Source organism: Microbulbifer elongatus (assembly GCF_020524885.1).
Classification (GTDB): Bacteria; Pseudomonadota; Gammaproteobacteria; order Pseudomonadales; family Cellvibrionaceae; genus Microbulbifer; species Microbulbifer elongatus_A.
On sequence record NZ_JAIVKJ010000002.1, the window covers coordinates 468,170 to 485,337 of the forward strand.

Annotated in this window: 10 protein-coding genes; 7 read left to right on the top strand and 3 right to left on the bottom strand. The window is 60.3% G+C overall.

The window, feature by feature from the left end; all coding sequences use genetic code 11:
- Positions 1 to 61: 61 nt before the first annotated feature.
- The 3 genes from LC059_RS09400 to LC059_RS09410 all read right to left on the bottom strand — a co-directional run bounded on the left by LC059_RS09400 (position 62) and on the right by LC059_RS09410 (position 4,122).
- Positions 62 to 607, bottom strand: coding sequence for an META domain-containing protein (locus LC059_RS09400; protein WP_226703592.1), 546 nt, complete (start codon positions 605 to 607; stop codon positions 62 to 64).
- A 131-nt stretch (positions 608 to 738) separates the two neighbouring features.
- Positions 739 to 1,227, bottom strand: coding sequence for an META domain-containing protein (locus tag LC059_RS09405; protein WP_226703593.1), 489 nt, complete (start codon positions 1,225 to 1,227; stop codon positions 739 to 741).
- Between the two features lie 675 nt (positions 1,228 to 1,902).
- Entirely contained in the window at positions 1,903 to 4,122 is a 2,220-nt protein-coding gene (locus tag LC059_RS09410) for a TonB-dependent receptor (protein WP_226703594.1), read from the bottom strand.
- Between the two features lie 181 nt (positions 4,123 to 4,303).
- Here LC059_RS09410 and LC059_RS09415 point away from each other — a divergent pair, with 181 nt between their 5' ends.
- The 7 genes from LC059_RS09415 (at position 4,304) to LC059_RS09445 (ending at position 17,162) form a co-directional block, all read left to right on the top strand.
- A complete protein-coding gene (locus LC059_RS09415; RefSeq protein WP_226703595.1) occupies positions 4,304 to 7,699 on the top strand; it encodes a PAS-domain containing protein in 3,396 nt (1,131 codons plus the stop codon).
- A gap of 66 nt (positions 7,700 to 7,765) precedes the next feature.
- Complete coding sequence (locus tag LC059_RS09420) at positions 7,766 to 8,965, top strand: MFS transporter (RefSeq protein ID WP_226703596.1); 1,200 nt, start codon at positions 7,766 to 7,768, stop codon at positions 8,963 to 8,965.
- Entirely contained in the window at positions 8,952 to 9,899 is a 948-nt protein-coding gene (locus LC059_RS09425; RefSeq protein WP_226703597.1) for an alpha/beta hydrolase, read from the top strand. The genes LC059_RS09420 and LC059_RS09425 overlap by 14 nt, the downstream gene beginning before the upstream one ends.
- 264 nt (positions 9,900 to 10,163) lie before the next feature.
- Positions 10,164 to 13,277, top strand: coding sequence for an efflux RND transporter permease subunit (locus tag LC059_RS09430; RefSeq protein WP_226703598.1), 3,114 nt, complete (start codon positions 10,164 to 10,166; stop codon positions 13,275 to 13,277).
- Positions 13,274 to 14,437: an efflux RND transporter periplasmic adaptor subunit gene (locus tag LC059_RS09435; RefSeq protein WP_226703599.1), complete on the top strand. Its 1,164-nt coding sequence runs from the start codon at positions 13,274 to 13,276 to the stop codon at positions 14,435 to 14,437. Before LC059_RS09430 ends, LC059_RS09435 begins: the two co-directional genes overlap by 4 nt.
- 142 nt (positions 14,438 to 14,579) lie before the next feature.
- Complete coding sequence (locus LC059_RS09440; protein WP_226703600.1) at positions 14,580 to 15,215, top strand: HdeD family acid-resistance protein; 636 nt, start codon at positions 14,580 to 14,582, stop codon at positions 15,213 to 15,215.
- 144 nt (positions 15,216 to 15,359) lie between these two features.
- Entirely contained in the window at positions 15,360 to 17,162 is a 1,803-nt protein-coding gene (locus tag LC059_RS09445) for a PLP-dependent aminotransferase family protein (RefSeq protein ID WP_226703601.1), read from the top strand.
- Positions 17,163 to 17,168 lie beyond the last annotated feature (6 nt).

The following is a 17,168-nucleotide window of genomic DNA, read 5'->3' on the forward strand; positions in this document are numbered from 1 at the left end:
CTACAGGTGGAGGAAAGTATGTAATTCAGGCGGCCCCCGGGCCGCCTTTTTTCGTTTGCGGTCAGGTGTCAGGGGCAGGCGGCGGGGCTTCGCTGGCCTGCCTGAACTCGAGGCGCGTGCCCTGATCTCCTTCCAGGATCAGGGTGTCACCCTGGGTGTGGGCGTGGGTGACCCTCGGGAGGGCCAGCAGAAAATCTTGCTCCAGCTCGCTGCTGTCGCGGCGACCCACCATGCGGGAGATTTTCGGTGGCTTCAGCCAGTGGACGCTTCCGTTTTCTCGTAGCTGGAACTTGCCCAGGTAGGGATTGGAGCCGGCGCTGCCGCGCACAAATCCAAGTTTGTCACAGCCTAGGTAGGGGCGGTCCCGCCACATTTTTTTCCAGAAGATCCGCGGTTTGTGCTCGCGGCCATTCACAGACAGACTGTCCAGCAGCCACTGGCGATCGCAGATGGCGCTGCTGCCGGTTTCCGTTATTGCTACAGGGCTAGTGTCGTTACTGCTACAGCCGTTCAGGAGCAGGCAGGCGAACGCCAGGGAGAGAATGCTCCCGCCAAGCAGGTTGCTTCGGGTAGCGTGGAAAGATGGCAGCGGTAGCTGGCGGAACATGAAATCCATCCGGTGGCCTTTTGCGCCATTTAACATCAATTGCCGGCGGCTGTCTGTGACCCAACCGGTCTATCCGGCGCCGAACGAATGTGATGGGCTAGGGAGCAGACTTGGAGGGGGGGTAGCTTCTGTCAGCTACCCGCCTTGATGAATTCGATGTAGATGTCTCCGGGTGCATCCCGCAGGATCAGGCGACCGCCGCCACTTTTCACGAATGCCTGGCGGGTGCCGGACAGCGCGCGCAGGTATTGGGTTTCCTGCTCCATGATCTGGGGCGGGCCAGCCATCTTGGTGGAGGCAAAGCTGGCTGTGTCCCACAGGATCTGGCCGTTGGTGGTGATCTGCAGAGTGCCGCGGTAAGTGTTGATGCCGCTTTTGCCCATGGCCTCACCGTCGCTGTTGCACAGGAAGGTGAACTCCTGTGGTTGGTCCACGGGGACCGCCTGGCCGTTGATGCGCAGCAGGCGCATTTCCCATTTGTCACCGCAGACGGCAGACATTGAGCCCGGGTTCTGGGTCGGGCCAGAATCCTTGTCGCCCATGTTCATACAACCTGCGATGACGATAGCGAGGCCAATCAGCCACACCGGTATCGCCTTGTTGAGTCCTTTCTGGATCATTCCTTTTGCTCCCTGTGCCTGCTCCCTGCCGACAGATAGGACAAGCTTAGTCAGCCGCGCCTTTTGCGAGTGGACTACGGCGACAGCTTGTGGCGGAAATGGTCACAAAATGGAGAGTGGGCGGGCGCCAGTGCCCGCACCGGACGCTGGGAAAGGGTTACGACGGTTGCCGTACGCAGCGCACCACTACTTTTGAATCCAGCTCCTGCTCGAAACACCGGAAGCGGGTGCCGTTCACATTCAGGGAGCGGGGCGAATCGCGGCTGCCACTCCTGGGCCTGCGGTCTGAAGCGCGCACCGACAGGTGCGTTGGATCCATATGCGGGGGGACTGCGCTACTGAAGGCGCGGTTTACGTGACTTTCCCTGGGCTCGGTTGATGTGCAACCGGCAACAACTCCTGTCGCTATCGCCGCAGTCAGCAGAATACTACTCAATTTCTGCACGCGGTTACCTCGATGGCTGATTCAAGGGCGCCTCACTGCGGCCCTTACTTTTCAGCCTAGAAGAGTCTGCTGCCAGAATGTTGATAAGGGCGCCATTTTAAATAAACGTGCGCCGGGGTGCTGGTTCTCGCGACAGGTGCGAGTGATTTCGCGGGATTCAGAAGAACAAAAAAGGGGCCCCGGAGGGGCCCCAATAACAATGCAATGTACAACAATGCGAGAGATGATGTTTAGAAGTTGTAGTTACCTGTGAGAGCGATAGTGCGTGGTGCGCCGTAGAAGGCAGTGTTCCAGGCGGGAATACCGAAAGCGTCGCCCAGGTTATAGCCTGCAACGATGTATTCCTCATCGGTCAGGTTTTTGCCCTGCAGGCTGAGATTCCAGTTGCCATCGGCGCTGTAGAAAGTCGCACTGGCATCTATCAGGCCGTAGGCATCCTGGTCGATTGCAGATGGCACTTCAAAGATGCGCACATCGTCGCGATAGGAGTAGGTGGAGTTCAGCATCAGCTCCCCGCCAGCCATGGGTACCGCATAGCTCAGTTGGGCCATGAACGTCTGCTTCGGCGTGTTGGCCATTTCGCGAACGTCGGACTCGTCTTCAATAGAGCCGTCTGGCTGGGTTACCAGAATTTCTTTGTACTCTGGGTCCAGCAGGCCGATGGTGGTGGTGGCAGTCAGTCGATCGGTAATGGCGGCAACCATTTCGACTTCGACACCACGTACCTGCGCTTCACCGGCATTGACCACATACTGCATCAGCTCTGCAGCATCTGTCGCAGCGTAGTAGATGCGGGTCGAGTCGCCGGTCTGCATATCGGTGTAGTCTGAGTTGAACACTGCGGCATTGAGGCGTACTCGGCCGTCAGCCAGCTCGGACTTCACACCCACTTCGTAGTTGGCCACGGTTTCCGGGGCGAAGGGATCTGCGGAGCGCGGATCCACTTCTTCTTTGGCGCGCAGGTTGAAACCACCGCTCTTGAAGCCCTGGCTGTAAGATGCGTACGTCATGACATCATCAGAGATGGCGTAGTCGATACCGATCTTCGGGCTGAACTCGGTCCAGGACTTCTTGCCGTAGAAGCTGTCGGTAAATGGTGCCAGGAAGGCCAGCTCGCCAGTACCGTTGACCGGATCCGCGCCAGCGAGGTCATCGGAGTAGACGCCGAGTATCTTGTAGGCGTTGATGGTGGACTCTTTCTCATCCTTGGTGATGCGGCCACCAAGGGTCAGGTTCATGCGGTCGCTGAGGGCCCAGTTGCTGTGGGCGTAGAGTGACATGCTCTTGGTGTCTGTTTGGCCCTCACTCACGTTGGTTACTGCGCTGAACAGGGCTGCATTATATTTGCCGTTTGCCATGCCGTCGAAGTAGTAGAGGCCGGCGACCAGATCGGCACTCTCTCCCTGCCAGCTGAGCTGGAATTCCTGAGAGAACTGGTCATCTGCGTAGCGGGCGGGCACATCGAATTCCGCGGCGTTAATGCTGTCAAAATCGATATTGGTATCGGACTCACCGGCGCGGTAGGCGGTGATGGACTTGACGGTAATCGCATCGGAGACATCCCACTCTGCAGTCAGCGATGCGCCCTCGTTCAGCACCACGTTCTCGTCAGACACCATGTTGGATTGGGTATCGAAAACGCTGTCGAGGACGGGCTCGTTGCCGGCAAAGCTGGGCGCGAGGCGATAGCCATGCTTGGAGTTGGAGTTGTCCTCGGTGCGATCGACGGCCAGGCGTACCCACAGGTCTTCACTGAGGTTGGCCTCGAGTGAAACGCGCGCGGCGAGCACATCCTTGTTGTACTGGTCGACACCAGTGATGACATTCTCACCGTAGCCATCGCGCTGGTAGCTGGCGACAGTGGCACCGACAAAGACATTGTCGCTCAGGGCGGTTTGGCCTTTCACGGTGAAGTCGGTCTGGTTATAGGAGCCCAGTGCGCCGCTCACGGAAACTTCGGTGTCGCCGGTGAGGCGTTTGGTAACGTATTTCACCGCACCGCCGATGGTGTTCTTGCCGTACAGGGTGCCCTGGGGGCCGCGCAGGATCTCAACGCGCTGTACATCGTACACGTCCATTACCGCACCCTGCGGGCGGGCGATATATACGTCGTCTACATAGATACCCACGCCCGGCTCAAAGCCCCACAGCGGGTCAGCCTGGCCAATACCGCGGATATAGGCGGTCAGGGTGGTGTTAGTGCCGCGTCCAACCTGTAAAGTTGTGTTCGGGGAAAGTTTTTGCAGGTCGGTCAGGTCGCTGACGCCGTTTTCCAGCAACTGGTCTTCACCGAAGGCGGTGACCGCCACCGGTACTTCCTGCAGCGACTGCTCGCGCTTCTGCGCGGTCACGGTCACTTCTTCCAGTTGGGCTTCGGCTTGTACGAAGGATGCACCGCAGGCAAGCATGATGCCGGCGGCGATGGGATTGAATTTCATTGTTTTGCGCATGGCTCTCTCCGATCACCAGTTTATGGTTTTTATCTAAGTTCCGGACTTGCACTGTATCGGCTGCTGGTGGTCTTGCCTGCTAGACCAAGGTATGACGCCATGGTTGGAGGAGGAAGCAGGACAAAAAACAGCCGATGGGGTAGTCTGTGCATGATAAACAAAATAATGAATGAGGCGCCAATTGTTCAGCCTTACTTTGCTGGCCGCGGTGGGTCTGACTTACCTGCTGATCCTGTTTGCCATCGCCTTCTGGGGTGACCGGCTGCCGGCTGCACGTATCCGTCCGATCAAGCCCCTGTTGCTGGCACTCGCCGGCACCTATACCAGTGCGTGGATGTTTTTCGGTACTTCGGCCCAGGCGGTAGAGGAGGGCTGGCTGTTACCCCCCACCTTTGTCGGCGCCAGCCTGATGCTTATTTTTGGCGCGCCGCTGCTGATGCGCTTTGTGCGCCTGTCCAAACAGCAGGGCTCTACCTCTATTGCCGACTTTATCAGCGCCCAGTACGGCGGCTCCCAATGGTTGGCGGCGGCGGTGGCGCTGCTCGCGGTCGTAGCGATCGTGCCCTATCTCTCCCTTCAGCTGCGCGCGGTGGCAGACAGTTTCCTGTTGCTGGCACAGAGTGTGGAAGACAGTGACATCAGTGCCTCGGTAGTGACTGGGGTTGTGAGTGTGACCCTGGGCCTGTTTGCGGTGCTGTTTGGTACCCGTCATATCGACAGCAGTGTGCACCGCAACGGCATGTTGCTGGCGGTGGCGTTTGAGGCGCTGGTTAAGATCGGCGCGCTGGTGGCGGTGGCCTGGTTCGTACTTTACTCCGCGTTTGATGGCGCCGCCGATCTCACCCGCGCGGCGCTGGCGAGCGAAAGGGTCGCCGCCATTGCCGAGGCGCGACCGGCAGACACCGGTTATTTCGCCGTGGTGGTGCTGGGGATGGCTGCAATCTTCTGCCTGCCGCGCCAGTTCCATATCCTGATGATCGAGAGCGACGACGAGCGCGATATCGGCCCGGTACGCAAGCTGATCCCCTTGTACCTCGGCATTTTGTCGGTTGCCATCCTGGTCGTGGGCTATGGCGGCCTGCTGTGGTTGCCGGATGCCTACAGCAACCCTGAGCGTTTCGTTCTCGGTGTGCCGCTGGAGAGCGGAACACCCTGGCTGGCGCTGCTGGCGTTTGTGGGCGGGCTTTCCGCCGGTTCCAGCATGGTGATCATCGCCACCATCGCGCTGTCCACCATGATCGCCAACACCATGATTGTTCCCTGGTGGCTCAAACGGTTGCAGCGGCGCCCGGCGGGTGTCGCACTGGGTAGTGATCTGCGGCGGGTGCGGCGGGTGATTATCGGGCTGCTGATGTTGGCAGCCTTTGGCGTGAGCGAGTTGATCGGCTCCGGGGTTAGCCTGGGTACCTTCGGCCTGTTGTCGCTGGCACTGGCGGCACAACTCGCGCCGGCGATGATCACCGCCGTGACCTGGCCCGGGCGCTGGCCGCGGTTGCGCGCTGCGGGCGTGGTTGTGGGGCTGGTGCTGGGTACGCTGGTTTGGGCCCTGTCTGCGCTGCCGGCGGCGCTGGGGGGGCAAGACCAGATTGCCACCCTGCTGGGGCTTGGCTTGAGCCCGCTCACCATTGCCTGCGTATTCGGGCTGGGTATCAACGCCGCGGCACTTATCGGTTGTTCTCTGCTGCAGCAGCGCTGGCTGCCGGGCAGTGCCGCGGCGGAAGTGGCGCCTGTGGACCGCGTGCGCCTGCGCCAGCTGCTCGCGCGCTTTGTCGGTGAAGATGCGGCGGAGCGCGCCCTGGCGCCAATGGTGGAAAAACAGGAGCAGCAGAAGCCGCACGCTTCCGCCGAACACTACCGGGATGCAGTAGAGAAGATCCTCGCCGGCGTCGTCGGCAGCACCAGCGCGCGTCGTCTGGTGCGGCAGCAGGGCGAGCCGGAAGTCACCGCGCAGCAACTGGAGCAGGCGTCGGATATCTACCAGTTCGGCCGCGGCCTGTTGCAGAGCAGTATCGACAATATCGACCAGGGTATTTCGGTGGTGGATGCCAACCTCAACCTGGTGGCCTGGAACCGGCGCTATCTGGAGTTGTTCCGCTATCCGTCGGAGATGATTTACGTGGGCCGCCCGGTGGCAGAGCTGGTGCGCTACAACGCCAGCCGCGGCGAGTGTGGCCCGGGTGTGGTGGAAGACCATGTGCAGAAGCGGGTGGAGCATTTGCGTAACGGCACCGCCTACCGGGTACAGCGCAATCGCACGGATGGCACGGTGCTGGAAATCCGCGGTAACCCGCTGCCGGGAGGGGGCTTTGTAACCACCTATACAGATGTCTCCGATTACCAGCGCGCACTGGCGGAACTCACCGACATCCGCAATTCCCTTGAGCAGAAGGTGGCGAACCGCACGGCGGAACTGGAAAGTGTGAATGACGAACTGCAGGGACTGAACCACGAGCTGCAGGAGGCGAGCGCCGGTAAAACCCGCTTTCTTGCCGCCGCCAGCCACGATCTGGTGCAGCCCCTGAACGCCAGTCGTTTGTTTATCGATGCGCTGGCTGCACATCCGCTGGAGGACGACAGTCGCCAGTTACTTACCCGCGCCGACCGCGCGCTGGCCGCCGCAGAACAGCTGATCACCGATATGCTGCAGATTGCACGCATGGATGCCGGTGATATCAAGCCGAGCTTTGCCCCGGTTTCTCTCGACAGCATCCTCGATGACGCGGTTGCCCAGGCGCGTCTCGCCGCCGAGGCCCGCGGTATCCGCCTGCGCTACCACCGCAGTCATTTATGGGTGCAGAGCGATGAGAAAATGTTGCGGCGGGTGGTGCAGAACCTGCTGGATAATGCGGTGAAATATACCCCCGAGGGCGGTGTGCTGGTTGGTGCGCGCCGCAAGGGCAATGGCGTTTCTCTGGAGGTTTGGGATACCGGCGAGGGGATCGCCGCGGATCAGCAACAGGCGATTTTCCGCGAGTTCTGTCGCCTCACCCCAAAAGACCAGGATCGCGGCCAGCGTCAGCATGGCTACGGACTGGGCCTGGCCACGGTGGAGCGCTTGTGCCGACTGCTCAATGCTCCCATCGGCCTCTCTTCCACTCCCGGTTGCGGCAGTGTGTTCCGTCTGCAATTGCCGCGCGCGGCGGCGCGGATCGATGCCCAGCCAAAAGTGAAAAGAGGCGCGGGACGCGGCGCTGCGTTGGATTTGCAGATCCTGTGTGTGGACAACGAGCCCTCGATTCTCGAAGCCATGGCGGCCCTGTTGGGCGGCTGGGGGTGCACGGTAACCTGTGCCCAGAACCGCAGCGAGGCGCTGGCGGCGAGCGAGCCGAACCTGTTATTGATGGACTTTCATCTGGACGACGGCGACAACGGCATCGACCTGGCGGCGGAACTGTTGAGGCAGTGGGACGGTGAGGTGCCCTGCGTGATTATCTCGGCGGAAAACACCAATACCGTAAAGACCCGCGCACAGCAGGCCGGCTGGCAGTTCTTACAGAAGCCCCTGCGGCCGGCCGCATTGCGCGCGTTGCTGCAACAGAGTGCCAAGCGCAGCGCAGTTGCGACCAAGGTCGTATAGGCAGGGGGGCTGTTCCGGCGCAGTCTGAACGGTGAATCTGGAATAATAAAAAGTGGTATCAGAGCGATGAAAAAATACCTGTTGGAAATTCTTATGTTCAGCGCCTACGCGCTGTTCGCGGCGAGCTGGGTCTCCGGTGCCATCCTCACCCCGGCCATTCAGGCTTCATTTGGTGAGGAAGGGTTCGCTAACGCCACCTGGGGCAGCAATGTCATTACGATTGCCAAGATCGTCGGCAACCTGGCCGCCGCGGCCCTGCTGATGCGTCTCGGTGCCAAGCGCGCTTTCGCCATTGCCGTGGTGCTGATCGCGGCCGGTGGTCTCGGCGCCCTGGCGGGCACCTACGGTGGCTGGCTGGTGTCGCGCTTGGCCCTGGGCCTCGGCGGTGCGCTGGCAATTGTCTACTTTGCCCCGGTGGTGCTGCACTACTTTGCCGCGGAAGAGCGCCCAATGATCAACGGCATCAACGCCGCCGCCTTCAATACCGGCAACCTTCTGGCCCTGCTGACCACCACGACCCTGCTGGCGTGGTTGGGTAGCTGGCAATCGGTGGTGGTGCTCTACGGTGTCATGGTGCTGGCGCTGGGGGTGCTGTGGTGGCTCACCGCGGAAAATTTCCCGCTGTCCGGTGGCGGTGACAAACCCGAGGAAAAATACGGGCTGAAGGAAGGTGTTCGCGAGAGCTTCAACTGGTGGCTGCCGCTGGCCTACTGCGGTGTGCTGTTCTGTTACATCGCGGTATTCGCACTCTTTCCTCTAATCGATGGCTTTGCCGTTGCCAGCCATCACCTGTCCGCAGTAATGATCGCCGCGGGTATGGTGGGCACCGTCGCCGGCATTATTGTCACCAAGCGTTATCCGCTGCGCCTGCCGGTACTGCGTTTCGGTGGCCTGGCACTGGTGATTTTCGCCGCATTGATGGTCACCAGCCGCGACCCGATCATTGCCTACAGTGCCGCGGCACTTGCCGGTTTCTGCATGTTCCTGCCGATGACCGCGCTGGTTACCCTGCCGCAGGAACTGCCCGGTATGACACCGGCAAAAATTACCGTCACCTTCGCCATGTTCTGGTCCATCTCCTACGGAGTGGAAACGGTGCTGATGTACGGCGCGGGTGTGCTTGCAGACGTTACCGGTGAGCCCGCTACCGCAGCCTATTTCGCCGTAGCGTGTTCTGCCTCCCTGTTCGTCTTCTCCTTCCTGTTACCGGAGAGCGGCAAAAAAACCGAAGTGGAAAACCTGGAGGCCAGTGATGCGGCAGCTTGATTCGAAACTCAGTGAATGGCTGGTTGCCGTCAATGCACAGGTGAACCAGCTCAAGGCAGCGGGATTCGAGCCGACCCCGATTTCCGCCCGTGAAAGTCTCGCGAATTTGACGCGGAACTTTGTCGAGCCTGGCCCGGAAATGGCGGTGTGCGAGACCCTGGTACACGGTGGCGAATACCCGGTGCCGGTGCGAATCTACCAACCTGCAAATACCGAAGAGGGAAGCGCGAAGGAAAAAGCGGCGATCATCTACTGCCACGGCGGCGGCCATATGGCCGGCAGCGTGTCGGTGTACGATCCCATTTGCCGCCGCGTTGCAGAGGCTTGCGGGCGCACGCTGATCAGCGTCGAATACCGCCGCGCGCCGGAAAACCCCTACCCCGCAGCGCTAAATGACCTGATCAGTGTGGTTCGTCACCTCGGGGCGGCGCTGGATAAAAAAGACATCGCCCACAATGGCCGCTGGATTCTGATGGGCGATTCCGGTGGCGGTGCCCTGTGTGCTTCCGCCAGTCGCCTGTTGCAGCACCAGCCGCATACGGTGGATGCCCAGGTGCTTATTTACCCGAGCCTCGACTACACCATGCAGACCCCGTCCATCGAGGAAAATGGCCGCGGCTATCTGCTGGAGAAGGAAAAGATCCTCTGGTACTTCAACAACTACCTGCAGAACGCGGAAAACCCCAAGCAGGTTTCACCGCTGCATGGAGAGTTCACCCACAACCTGCCTGCCAGCCTGGTCATCACTGCTGAGTTCTGCCCCCTGCGGGACGAGGGGGTGGAGTATGTGCGCAAAGTGCGCGAGGGCGGCGCCAATGCCGAGCAGCTGCACTTTGACGATATGATTCACGCCTTCCTGAATGTCGAGAAGCTGGTGCCGGCGGCCTGTGACCGGATATATCGCCATATGGCGGAGTACCTGCAAGGAGTGTGAGGCGCATGCCTCGACGGGGCTGCTCACTCGCAGCCCCGCACTTGCCTGCTTCGTGTAGTTTGTTTTGAATAGCTGACTTCGAGTAATTAACTTCGTGTGGCGCTTAATGTGCGTCGCACGAAACCACCAACACGACCCTCGCCGCCCACTCGCCGGCAAAATATTTCCCCCTACCGCAATGCCGTTGTCTCGCTTCGGAAAGCGTTTACGCTAATCCCATCAAAAAAATTTATAACAACGCATACCGTTGATGGGGTCGCGAGCATGTCGCTCACCAATACCGCTTTGAAAAATCCGGCTGCAACCGCGGTGGCCGTGGTACTCGCCGTTTTGCTGGGTGGTTTTCTTGCCAGCAAGTTACCGGTGCAATTATTCCCCGATATCCAGAACCCACAGATCACCATTCAGGCCGGCTGGCGTGCGGCCTCACCGAAAGAGGTAGAGGCTGAGATCGTCGAGCCCATCGAATCGGTTCTACAGGGGCTGACCGGCCTGGAAACAATGCAGGTGAATGCGGGGCGCGGCGGTGCCTGGGTGAATCTTGAATTCGCCATGGGCACGGACATGGATCGGGTATTGATCGATGTCATCAGTCGCATGAGCAGCTTGCCACCGCTGCCACGTGATGCCGAGCCGCCGCGGGTAATGCTCGGTGGCTGGGGCGGCAACACCACGCCGCTGACCTACTTCTTCCTGCAGTTATTACCGGGCAATCCCAACAGCATGCAGGACTACACCGGCCTGATCGAGGATGTGCTGCGTCCGGAGCTGGAAGCTGTGCCCGGTGTCGCCAGTGTGGAAGCGCAAAACGGCGTTGCCGCGCGCGAGGAACTGCAAGTGGTATTCGACCCCTGGAAAGCGGCGGAGCTGGGTATTCAGCTACCGATGGTGACCCAGCAGTTGGCCTCGGCACGGGATGTATCTGGCGGTTTCGCCGATGTTGGGCGGCGGCGCTACACCCTGCGGTTCGCCGGTGAATATCGACCTCAGGAGCTGGCGCGGCTGGTGCTGGAGTGGCGGGATGGCAAGCCGGTGCGTCTCGGCGATATTGCCTCGGTGCAAGTTGCGCCTTCCGAGTCCAATGGTACTGCGACCCAGAACGGGAACCCCGCAGTATCCATCCGCGTCAATCGCGCCAACGGTGCCAACATGCTGGCGACTCTGGAGCGGGTCAAGGCGAGAGTCGAACAGCTGAATCAGGAAACACTGGCCGGTGAAAAACTGGTTCTGGTGCAGTCGTTCGATGCCTCAATTTTTGTTTATCGGGCACTCAATTTGCTGGGCGGCAACCTGCTGCTGGGGATGTTGCTGGCGGTTGGCGTGCTCTGGTGGTTTATGCGTCGTATGCGCGCGACGCTCATTGTGGCGATGGCGATTCCCATCTCGCTGTTATCCACTTTCGTTGTGCTATCGGCCGCTGGGCGCAGTGTAAATGTCATCTCCCTGGCTGGACTCGCCTTTGCCACGGGCATGGTGCTCGATGCGGCCATTGTGGTGCTGGAAAACATCATCCGTTTACGGGAGAAAGGTAAGGGTGCGGAAGCCGCTTCCGAGCAGGGTGCCGGCCAGGTCTGGGGTGCGCTGCTGGCGAGTACCGCGACTACGGTGGCCATTTTCCTGCCGGTATTTTTTCTCAACAGTGTCGAGGGTCAGATTTTTGGAGACCTCGCGCTGACCATTGCTGTCGCCGTGGTTTTTTCGCTACTGGTGGCGGTGGCGGTAGTGCCGGTTGCGGCGAAACTCTGGTTGCCGGAAGTATCAGCACGGGATCGCCTTGCTCCCCTGTGGGAGCGGATCAGCAATTCGGTCATGCGGCTTACCCAAACTCGTGCAAAACGCTGGCGCGTGATCATCTTGTTCCTGTTGGTGCCGCTGATTGCCACATGGCTATTGTTACCCAAGCTGGACTATCTGCCACCGGTAAAACGGGATGCCGTGGATGTCTGGCTGAATTTCCCCGCCGCGACCAATAACAAGACCATTGCCCGGGAGATTGTGGCCGAACTTGATCGTCGCATGGCGCCCTACATGAGTGGAGAAAAAGAGCCCGCGCTGAAGAATTATTACATTCTCACCTGGCCTAATGGCGGCACCATGGGGGTGCGGGTAAAAGACATGAATAAGGCCGCGGATATGGAGCGTATTCTGCGGCAGGAAATTCTCATGGATATACCGGATTTCCAGGGATTTGCCGCACGTGGCAACCTGTTCGGACAGTTTGGTGGCGATCGCCAGATTGCCCTGCATTTGCAGTCCCGTGATGCCGATGGCCTGATGAAAGCCGCCGCGCGCGGGGTGGAAATTTTTGCCGAGGAAATGCCCGGCGTTCCGGTGCAGCCAAACCCCGGCCTTTCCCTCTCCGAACCCGAGCTTACCGTGCACCCTGATGACCGGGCTATTTACGAGCAGGGGTGGAATCGGCAGGACGTAGGCTCGCTGGTGCGTGCGCTGGGCAACGGTCTCTATGTGGGCGAATACTTCAATGGTGAAAAGCGTCTTGATGTGATTTTCAAGGCCAAGCCCTGGAACACACCCGAGCAGTTGGAAAACACACCACTGGTCACCCCGACGGGACAGGTGGCTTCGCTTTCCCAGCTGGCAGCTGTTGAACGCACCGTGGGTCCGGGAAGTTTGCGGCGGGTGGATGGGCGCAGGACCATCACGCTGAATATTGTGCCGCCGGATGACGTGTCTCTGGAGGAGGTGCGCGCCCAGATTGAAGCGGATATCCTGCCGCAAATTCAGGCGGCCATGCCGGCCGACGGCAGTATTCTGGTGGGCGGGAATGCCAGTGACCTGGACAATGCGATCCAGTCGCTGTCCCAAAACTTTATCCTCGCACTGGTGATCCTGTTTTTGCTGATGAGTGCGCTTTTCCGCTCGCTCAAAGACGCTGCACTGGTGTTGCTGACGGTGCCCCTCGCCACAGTGGGTGGGGTGCTCGCGCTGCGCCTGATCAACCTGTTTGGCTTCCAGCCGCTGGATCTGCTGACCATGATTGGTTTTGTGATCCTGCTGGGGCTGGTGGTTAACAATGCGATTTTACTGGTGCACCAGACGCGCGCTGCCGAGCAGGAAGGCCTGGTGCGCAGCGCGGCGGTCGAGCAGGCACTCAGGCTGCGCCTGCGGCCAATTTTCATGAGTACCCTGACCAGCGTATTTGGCATGTTGCCGCTACTGGTGGCGCCCGGTGAAGGCAGTGTGATCTATCGCGGCCTCGCTGCCGTTATTGTCGGCGGCATGGCAGTAAGCACCCTGTTCACTCTGGTACTTCTTCCGGCCCTGCTGCAAACGGGGCAACTATCAGTTTCCGCAATTCCCGCATTCCTTCGAATCAAGCGCGGCCACGTAGCGCGTCGCCAAGCGAGCCAGCCATGAAACCGATCCGTTTTTCGCCCCACAAGTCCCTTTCGTTTTTACTCTCTGTGTCGATCACCGTGGCAGCGAGCATATTGCCGCTTTCAGTGCAGGCCCAGCCCCAGAGCAGTGGCGTGGCTGTTTCCACCAGCCGCGCCCAGCTGCGTGACCTCTCTCCCAGCCAGTGGGTGGCCGGTCGGGTGGTGAGCCGGCGGGATATCCGTATTTCATCTCAACTGAACGGATTGCTGGAGTTTGTCGCAGAGCCGGGTAGTCGGGTAAAGCAGGGGCAGCGGCTGGCGCAACTGGAAACCACGCACTGGGAACTGGAGGTGCGCGATTCCGAAAGCCGCATCAAACAGTTGCAGGCGCGGCTCACTTATATGGATGCACAGCTGCAGCGGCTGCAGTCTCTCGCAGATCGCAACAGCACTTCCCGTGCGGCGCTGGAAGAGCAGCAGGCCGAGCGGGAGGCTCTGGCACAGGAGTTGGCTGCGGCCAGGGTTGATCTCGACCGCAGCAACTTCGAGCTTGGAAAAACCCGCATCAATGCACCTTTCGATACACTCGTAGTCAGCCGGGAATTGCAGGCGGGCGAATATGTGCGCAGCGGTGATGAACTGCTCCGCGCCCTGGATATGGGGCAGCTGGAGGTGGAAGCGGACATTCCCCTCGCTGCGCTGCCGTTGATGGGGGGCGGCGACATGGTCACTCTGCGCAGCGATTTATCGTTCAACCGTTCCGAACGCGAATCTGCCGCGGCAATGATTCAGGGGCAGGTGCGCAAACTGGTGCCGGTGGCAGACTCAACTTCCCGACGTGTGAAAGTACTGGTCGACCTGCCCCAGGATCTGGCTCAGGGCTGGATCGCCGGGCTACCGGTGCAGCTCGCGGTACCCCTGCAGGCGGCGGAAAAGACCATAGCCGTGCCCCGCGATGCGCTGATTTTGCGCGACGGCAATGCCTATGTGTTCCGGGTGAGCGATGAAGGTGAGGCCGAGCGGCTCGCGATCACAACGGGCGGCGGCGACGGTGACTGGATCGCCGTGCAGGGCGCGCTAAACGATGGCGATCAGGTCGTGGTGCGCGGTGCCGAGCGTTTGCAGCCGGGACAGCAGGTGAAAGTACTGCGTGAAATTGCGGTGGGAGACACGGCGGCGGCTATTGCCGGGGGCTCCTGAACCGGTCTTGCTGCGGGGCCTTTCCTTTATAGGGAGCCTCTATGGGAGCCCCGTCAGCAGTGGGGCGAAAAATTAACTCGTTATCTGCGCTCTGAGAGACTAAAACTCCAATTTTCGTGGAGGCTTTAGCCGGGAGCACCCAATGCCTGTAGAAAACGACCCCAACCCAGCTTCTTCCGGGGGCTCCGCCCCGGGGCAGATCAACCTCTCCACCCGCCCTATGCTGCGCGCCATGGCCGACCACTGGTGGGTGGCGCTGGTGCGCGGACTGTTTGCGATACTGTTCGGCGTGCTGACTTTTGTCTGGCCGGGTATTTCCCTGCTTAGCCTGGTGATCCTGTTCGGGGTTTACTCGCTGATGGACGGCGTCGTTGCGTTGTACGGCGCGATTACCGGGCGCAAAGAGGTGAGTCGGTCCTCACTCTGGTGGCTGCTGTTTGTCGGTATCACCGGGATTGCCGCGGGCATTGTGACCTTCATTTATCCACAGGTGACGGCACTGGTGCTGGTGATCTTTATCGGCGCCTGGGCACTGGTGCGGGGTATCTTTGAAATTATCGGTGCGATTCGTCTGCGCAAGGAAGTCGAGCACGAGTGGCTGCTGATATTCGCCGGTGTTCTGTCCGTGATCTTCGGGCTGGTCCTGTTGCTGAAACCCGGTGCTGGGGCCCTCGCTCTGCTGTGGCTGATCGGTGGCTACGCCATTGCCTTCGGCATCATACTGGTGTGGTTGGCGTTCCGTTTGCGCAAGTTGGCACGTATCGCGCATGGCCGGTAAGGGCTTGAAATAGAGACCCCGTGGCCGGCCAGGGGCGCGTCTGTAGAGCGCCCCTTTCTTGAATGTCTCCGAAGTGCGGGGCAAACTGCCCTCACGACCCACCACCCGAGTCATCGCAGGCGATAACAATATAAAGAGCCGAACATGAGCGAAGCACTGATCGTTCTCGACCCCGCGGCAGAGAAAAGCCTGCAGCAGCAGATCCGCGAAAAGCTGATCCAGGGGATTCTCTCCGGCAGTATTCCCGCCGGGCACAAGATGCCATCCTCCCGCCGTATGGCGGAGCAACTGAGTGTCGCCCGCAATACGGTGGTGCTGGCGTATCAGCAACTGGTGGATGACGGTTTTCTGGTTACCCGCGAGCGCAGCGGTTTTTATGTCAGTGAAACAGTTTCCCAGCAGGGGTTGATCAGTCACGGCGCCGGGACCATGCCCCGGCAGGATGACGACGATCGCAGCTTCTGGCGATCCCATTGCAACCCGGTTTCCGTCAGCCGCCGCGCCCTGCAAAACCGCCCGGCGAACTGGCTCCAGTACCCCTTCCCGTTTGTCAGCAATGAATACGATCCGCGCCTGTATCCGGGCGCGGAGTGGCGGGAGTGCACCCGGGATATTTTTACCGCGCGCGAGGTTGCCCAGTGGGCCACGCTGGGGAGCAATGAGGATGACCGCCACCTGGTGGAGCAGATCTGTACCCGCCTTTTGCCGCGCCGCGGTATCTATGTTGATGCCGGTCAGATATTGCTGACCAGTGGCATGGAGCAGGCGTGCTACCTGCTGGGCGAACTGCTGCTGGGTGAGCAGCGCAACCTGGGGCTGGTAAAACCCACGGGTGGGGAAACCAGTGAGATTTTCCGCCGCACCGGCGCCCGCTTGTTGTCCCTGTCCCAAGATGCGGACGGCCCCGTGGTGGACGACCAGCTACAGCAGGTGGACTGCGTGTACCTGCAACCGAATGGGCACAATCCCACCGCGGTCACTACCAGTCTGGAGCGGCGACGCCTGCTGCTGAAATGGGCCAGGGAACAGAGCGCGGTGGTGATTGAAAACGACTGCGACCACGATTTTTGTTATCACGGCAACCCGTTGCCGCCGCTGAAAAGTATGGAAGGCGGTAATGGGGTGATTTACCTCTACCAGTTCCCCAGGGCCATTGACCCGGGGATGCAGCTCGCCTTTGTGGTCGCTCCCAAGCCGGTGATCCAGCGTTTGCGGGCATTGCGGTATACCCTGCGTGAGCGCGTTCCGGCACTGAATCAGAGGCTGCTGGCCAAGTTTGTGGCCGCCGGTCATCTGGATGCGGCGTTATTCAAAATCACCCAGCAGCTGAAGGAGCGCTGGGTGGCGCTGGGTGAGGCGCTGATGTACCACCTGCCCAAGTTGAAAGTCCGCCGTGCCAGCTGCGGCACCGCCTGCTGGCTGGAGTTGCCCGCGCATGTCGATGCCGCGCAGTTGCAAATGAATGCGGAACAGAATGGTCTGCTGCTCGAGACCGTCAGTGACGGTAGCGCGGTGCGTCTTGGCTTCTCTGCGATCGACGCGGACAAGATTGAGCCCGGAATAAAAATTCTCGCCCAGCTGATCAACGGTGAACTGCGCGCAGAAGAAGAAACACTCGACATCGCCAGCGGGCGCCGTCTGACCGCTGCCGATCTGGAGCGGGAAATGCCGGGAGCGGTTTTCCTCGGCACCAATACCTTGGGCGAGTCTTACCGCATTGAGCTGAAGCCAGACGGCACCATGCTGGGCTACTCGCGCAACGATGTGGAAATGGATGAGACGGATACCGGCCGCTGGTGGCTCGATGGCGACCAGTGGGTGCGCCAGTGGCGAAATTGGTCCTACGGGCGCAAGGCCAGCTTCCTGGTGGTGACGGATGGGCACCGCATCAAGTGGTTTAACGAGTCCGGCAAACTGATCGATACGGCGGTCGTTGCCAATGAGTAGCGCCAG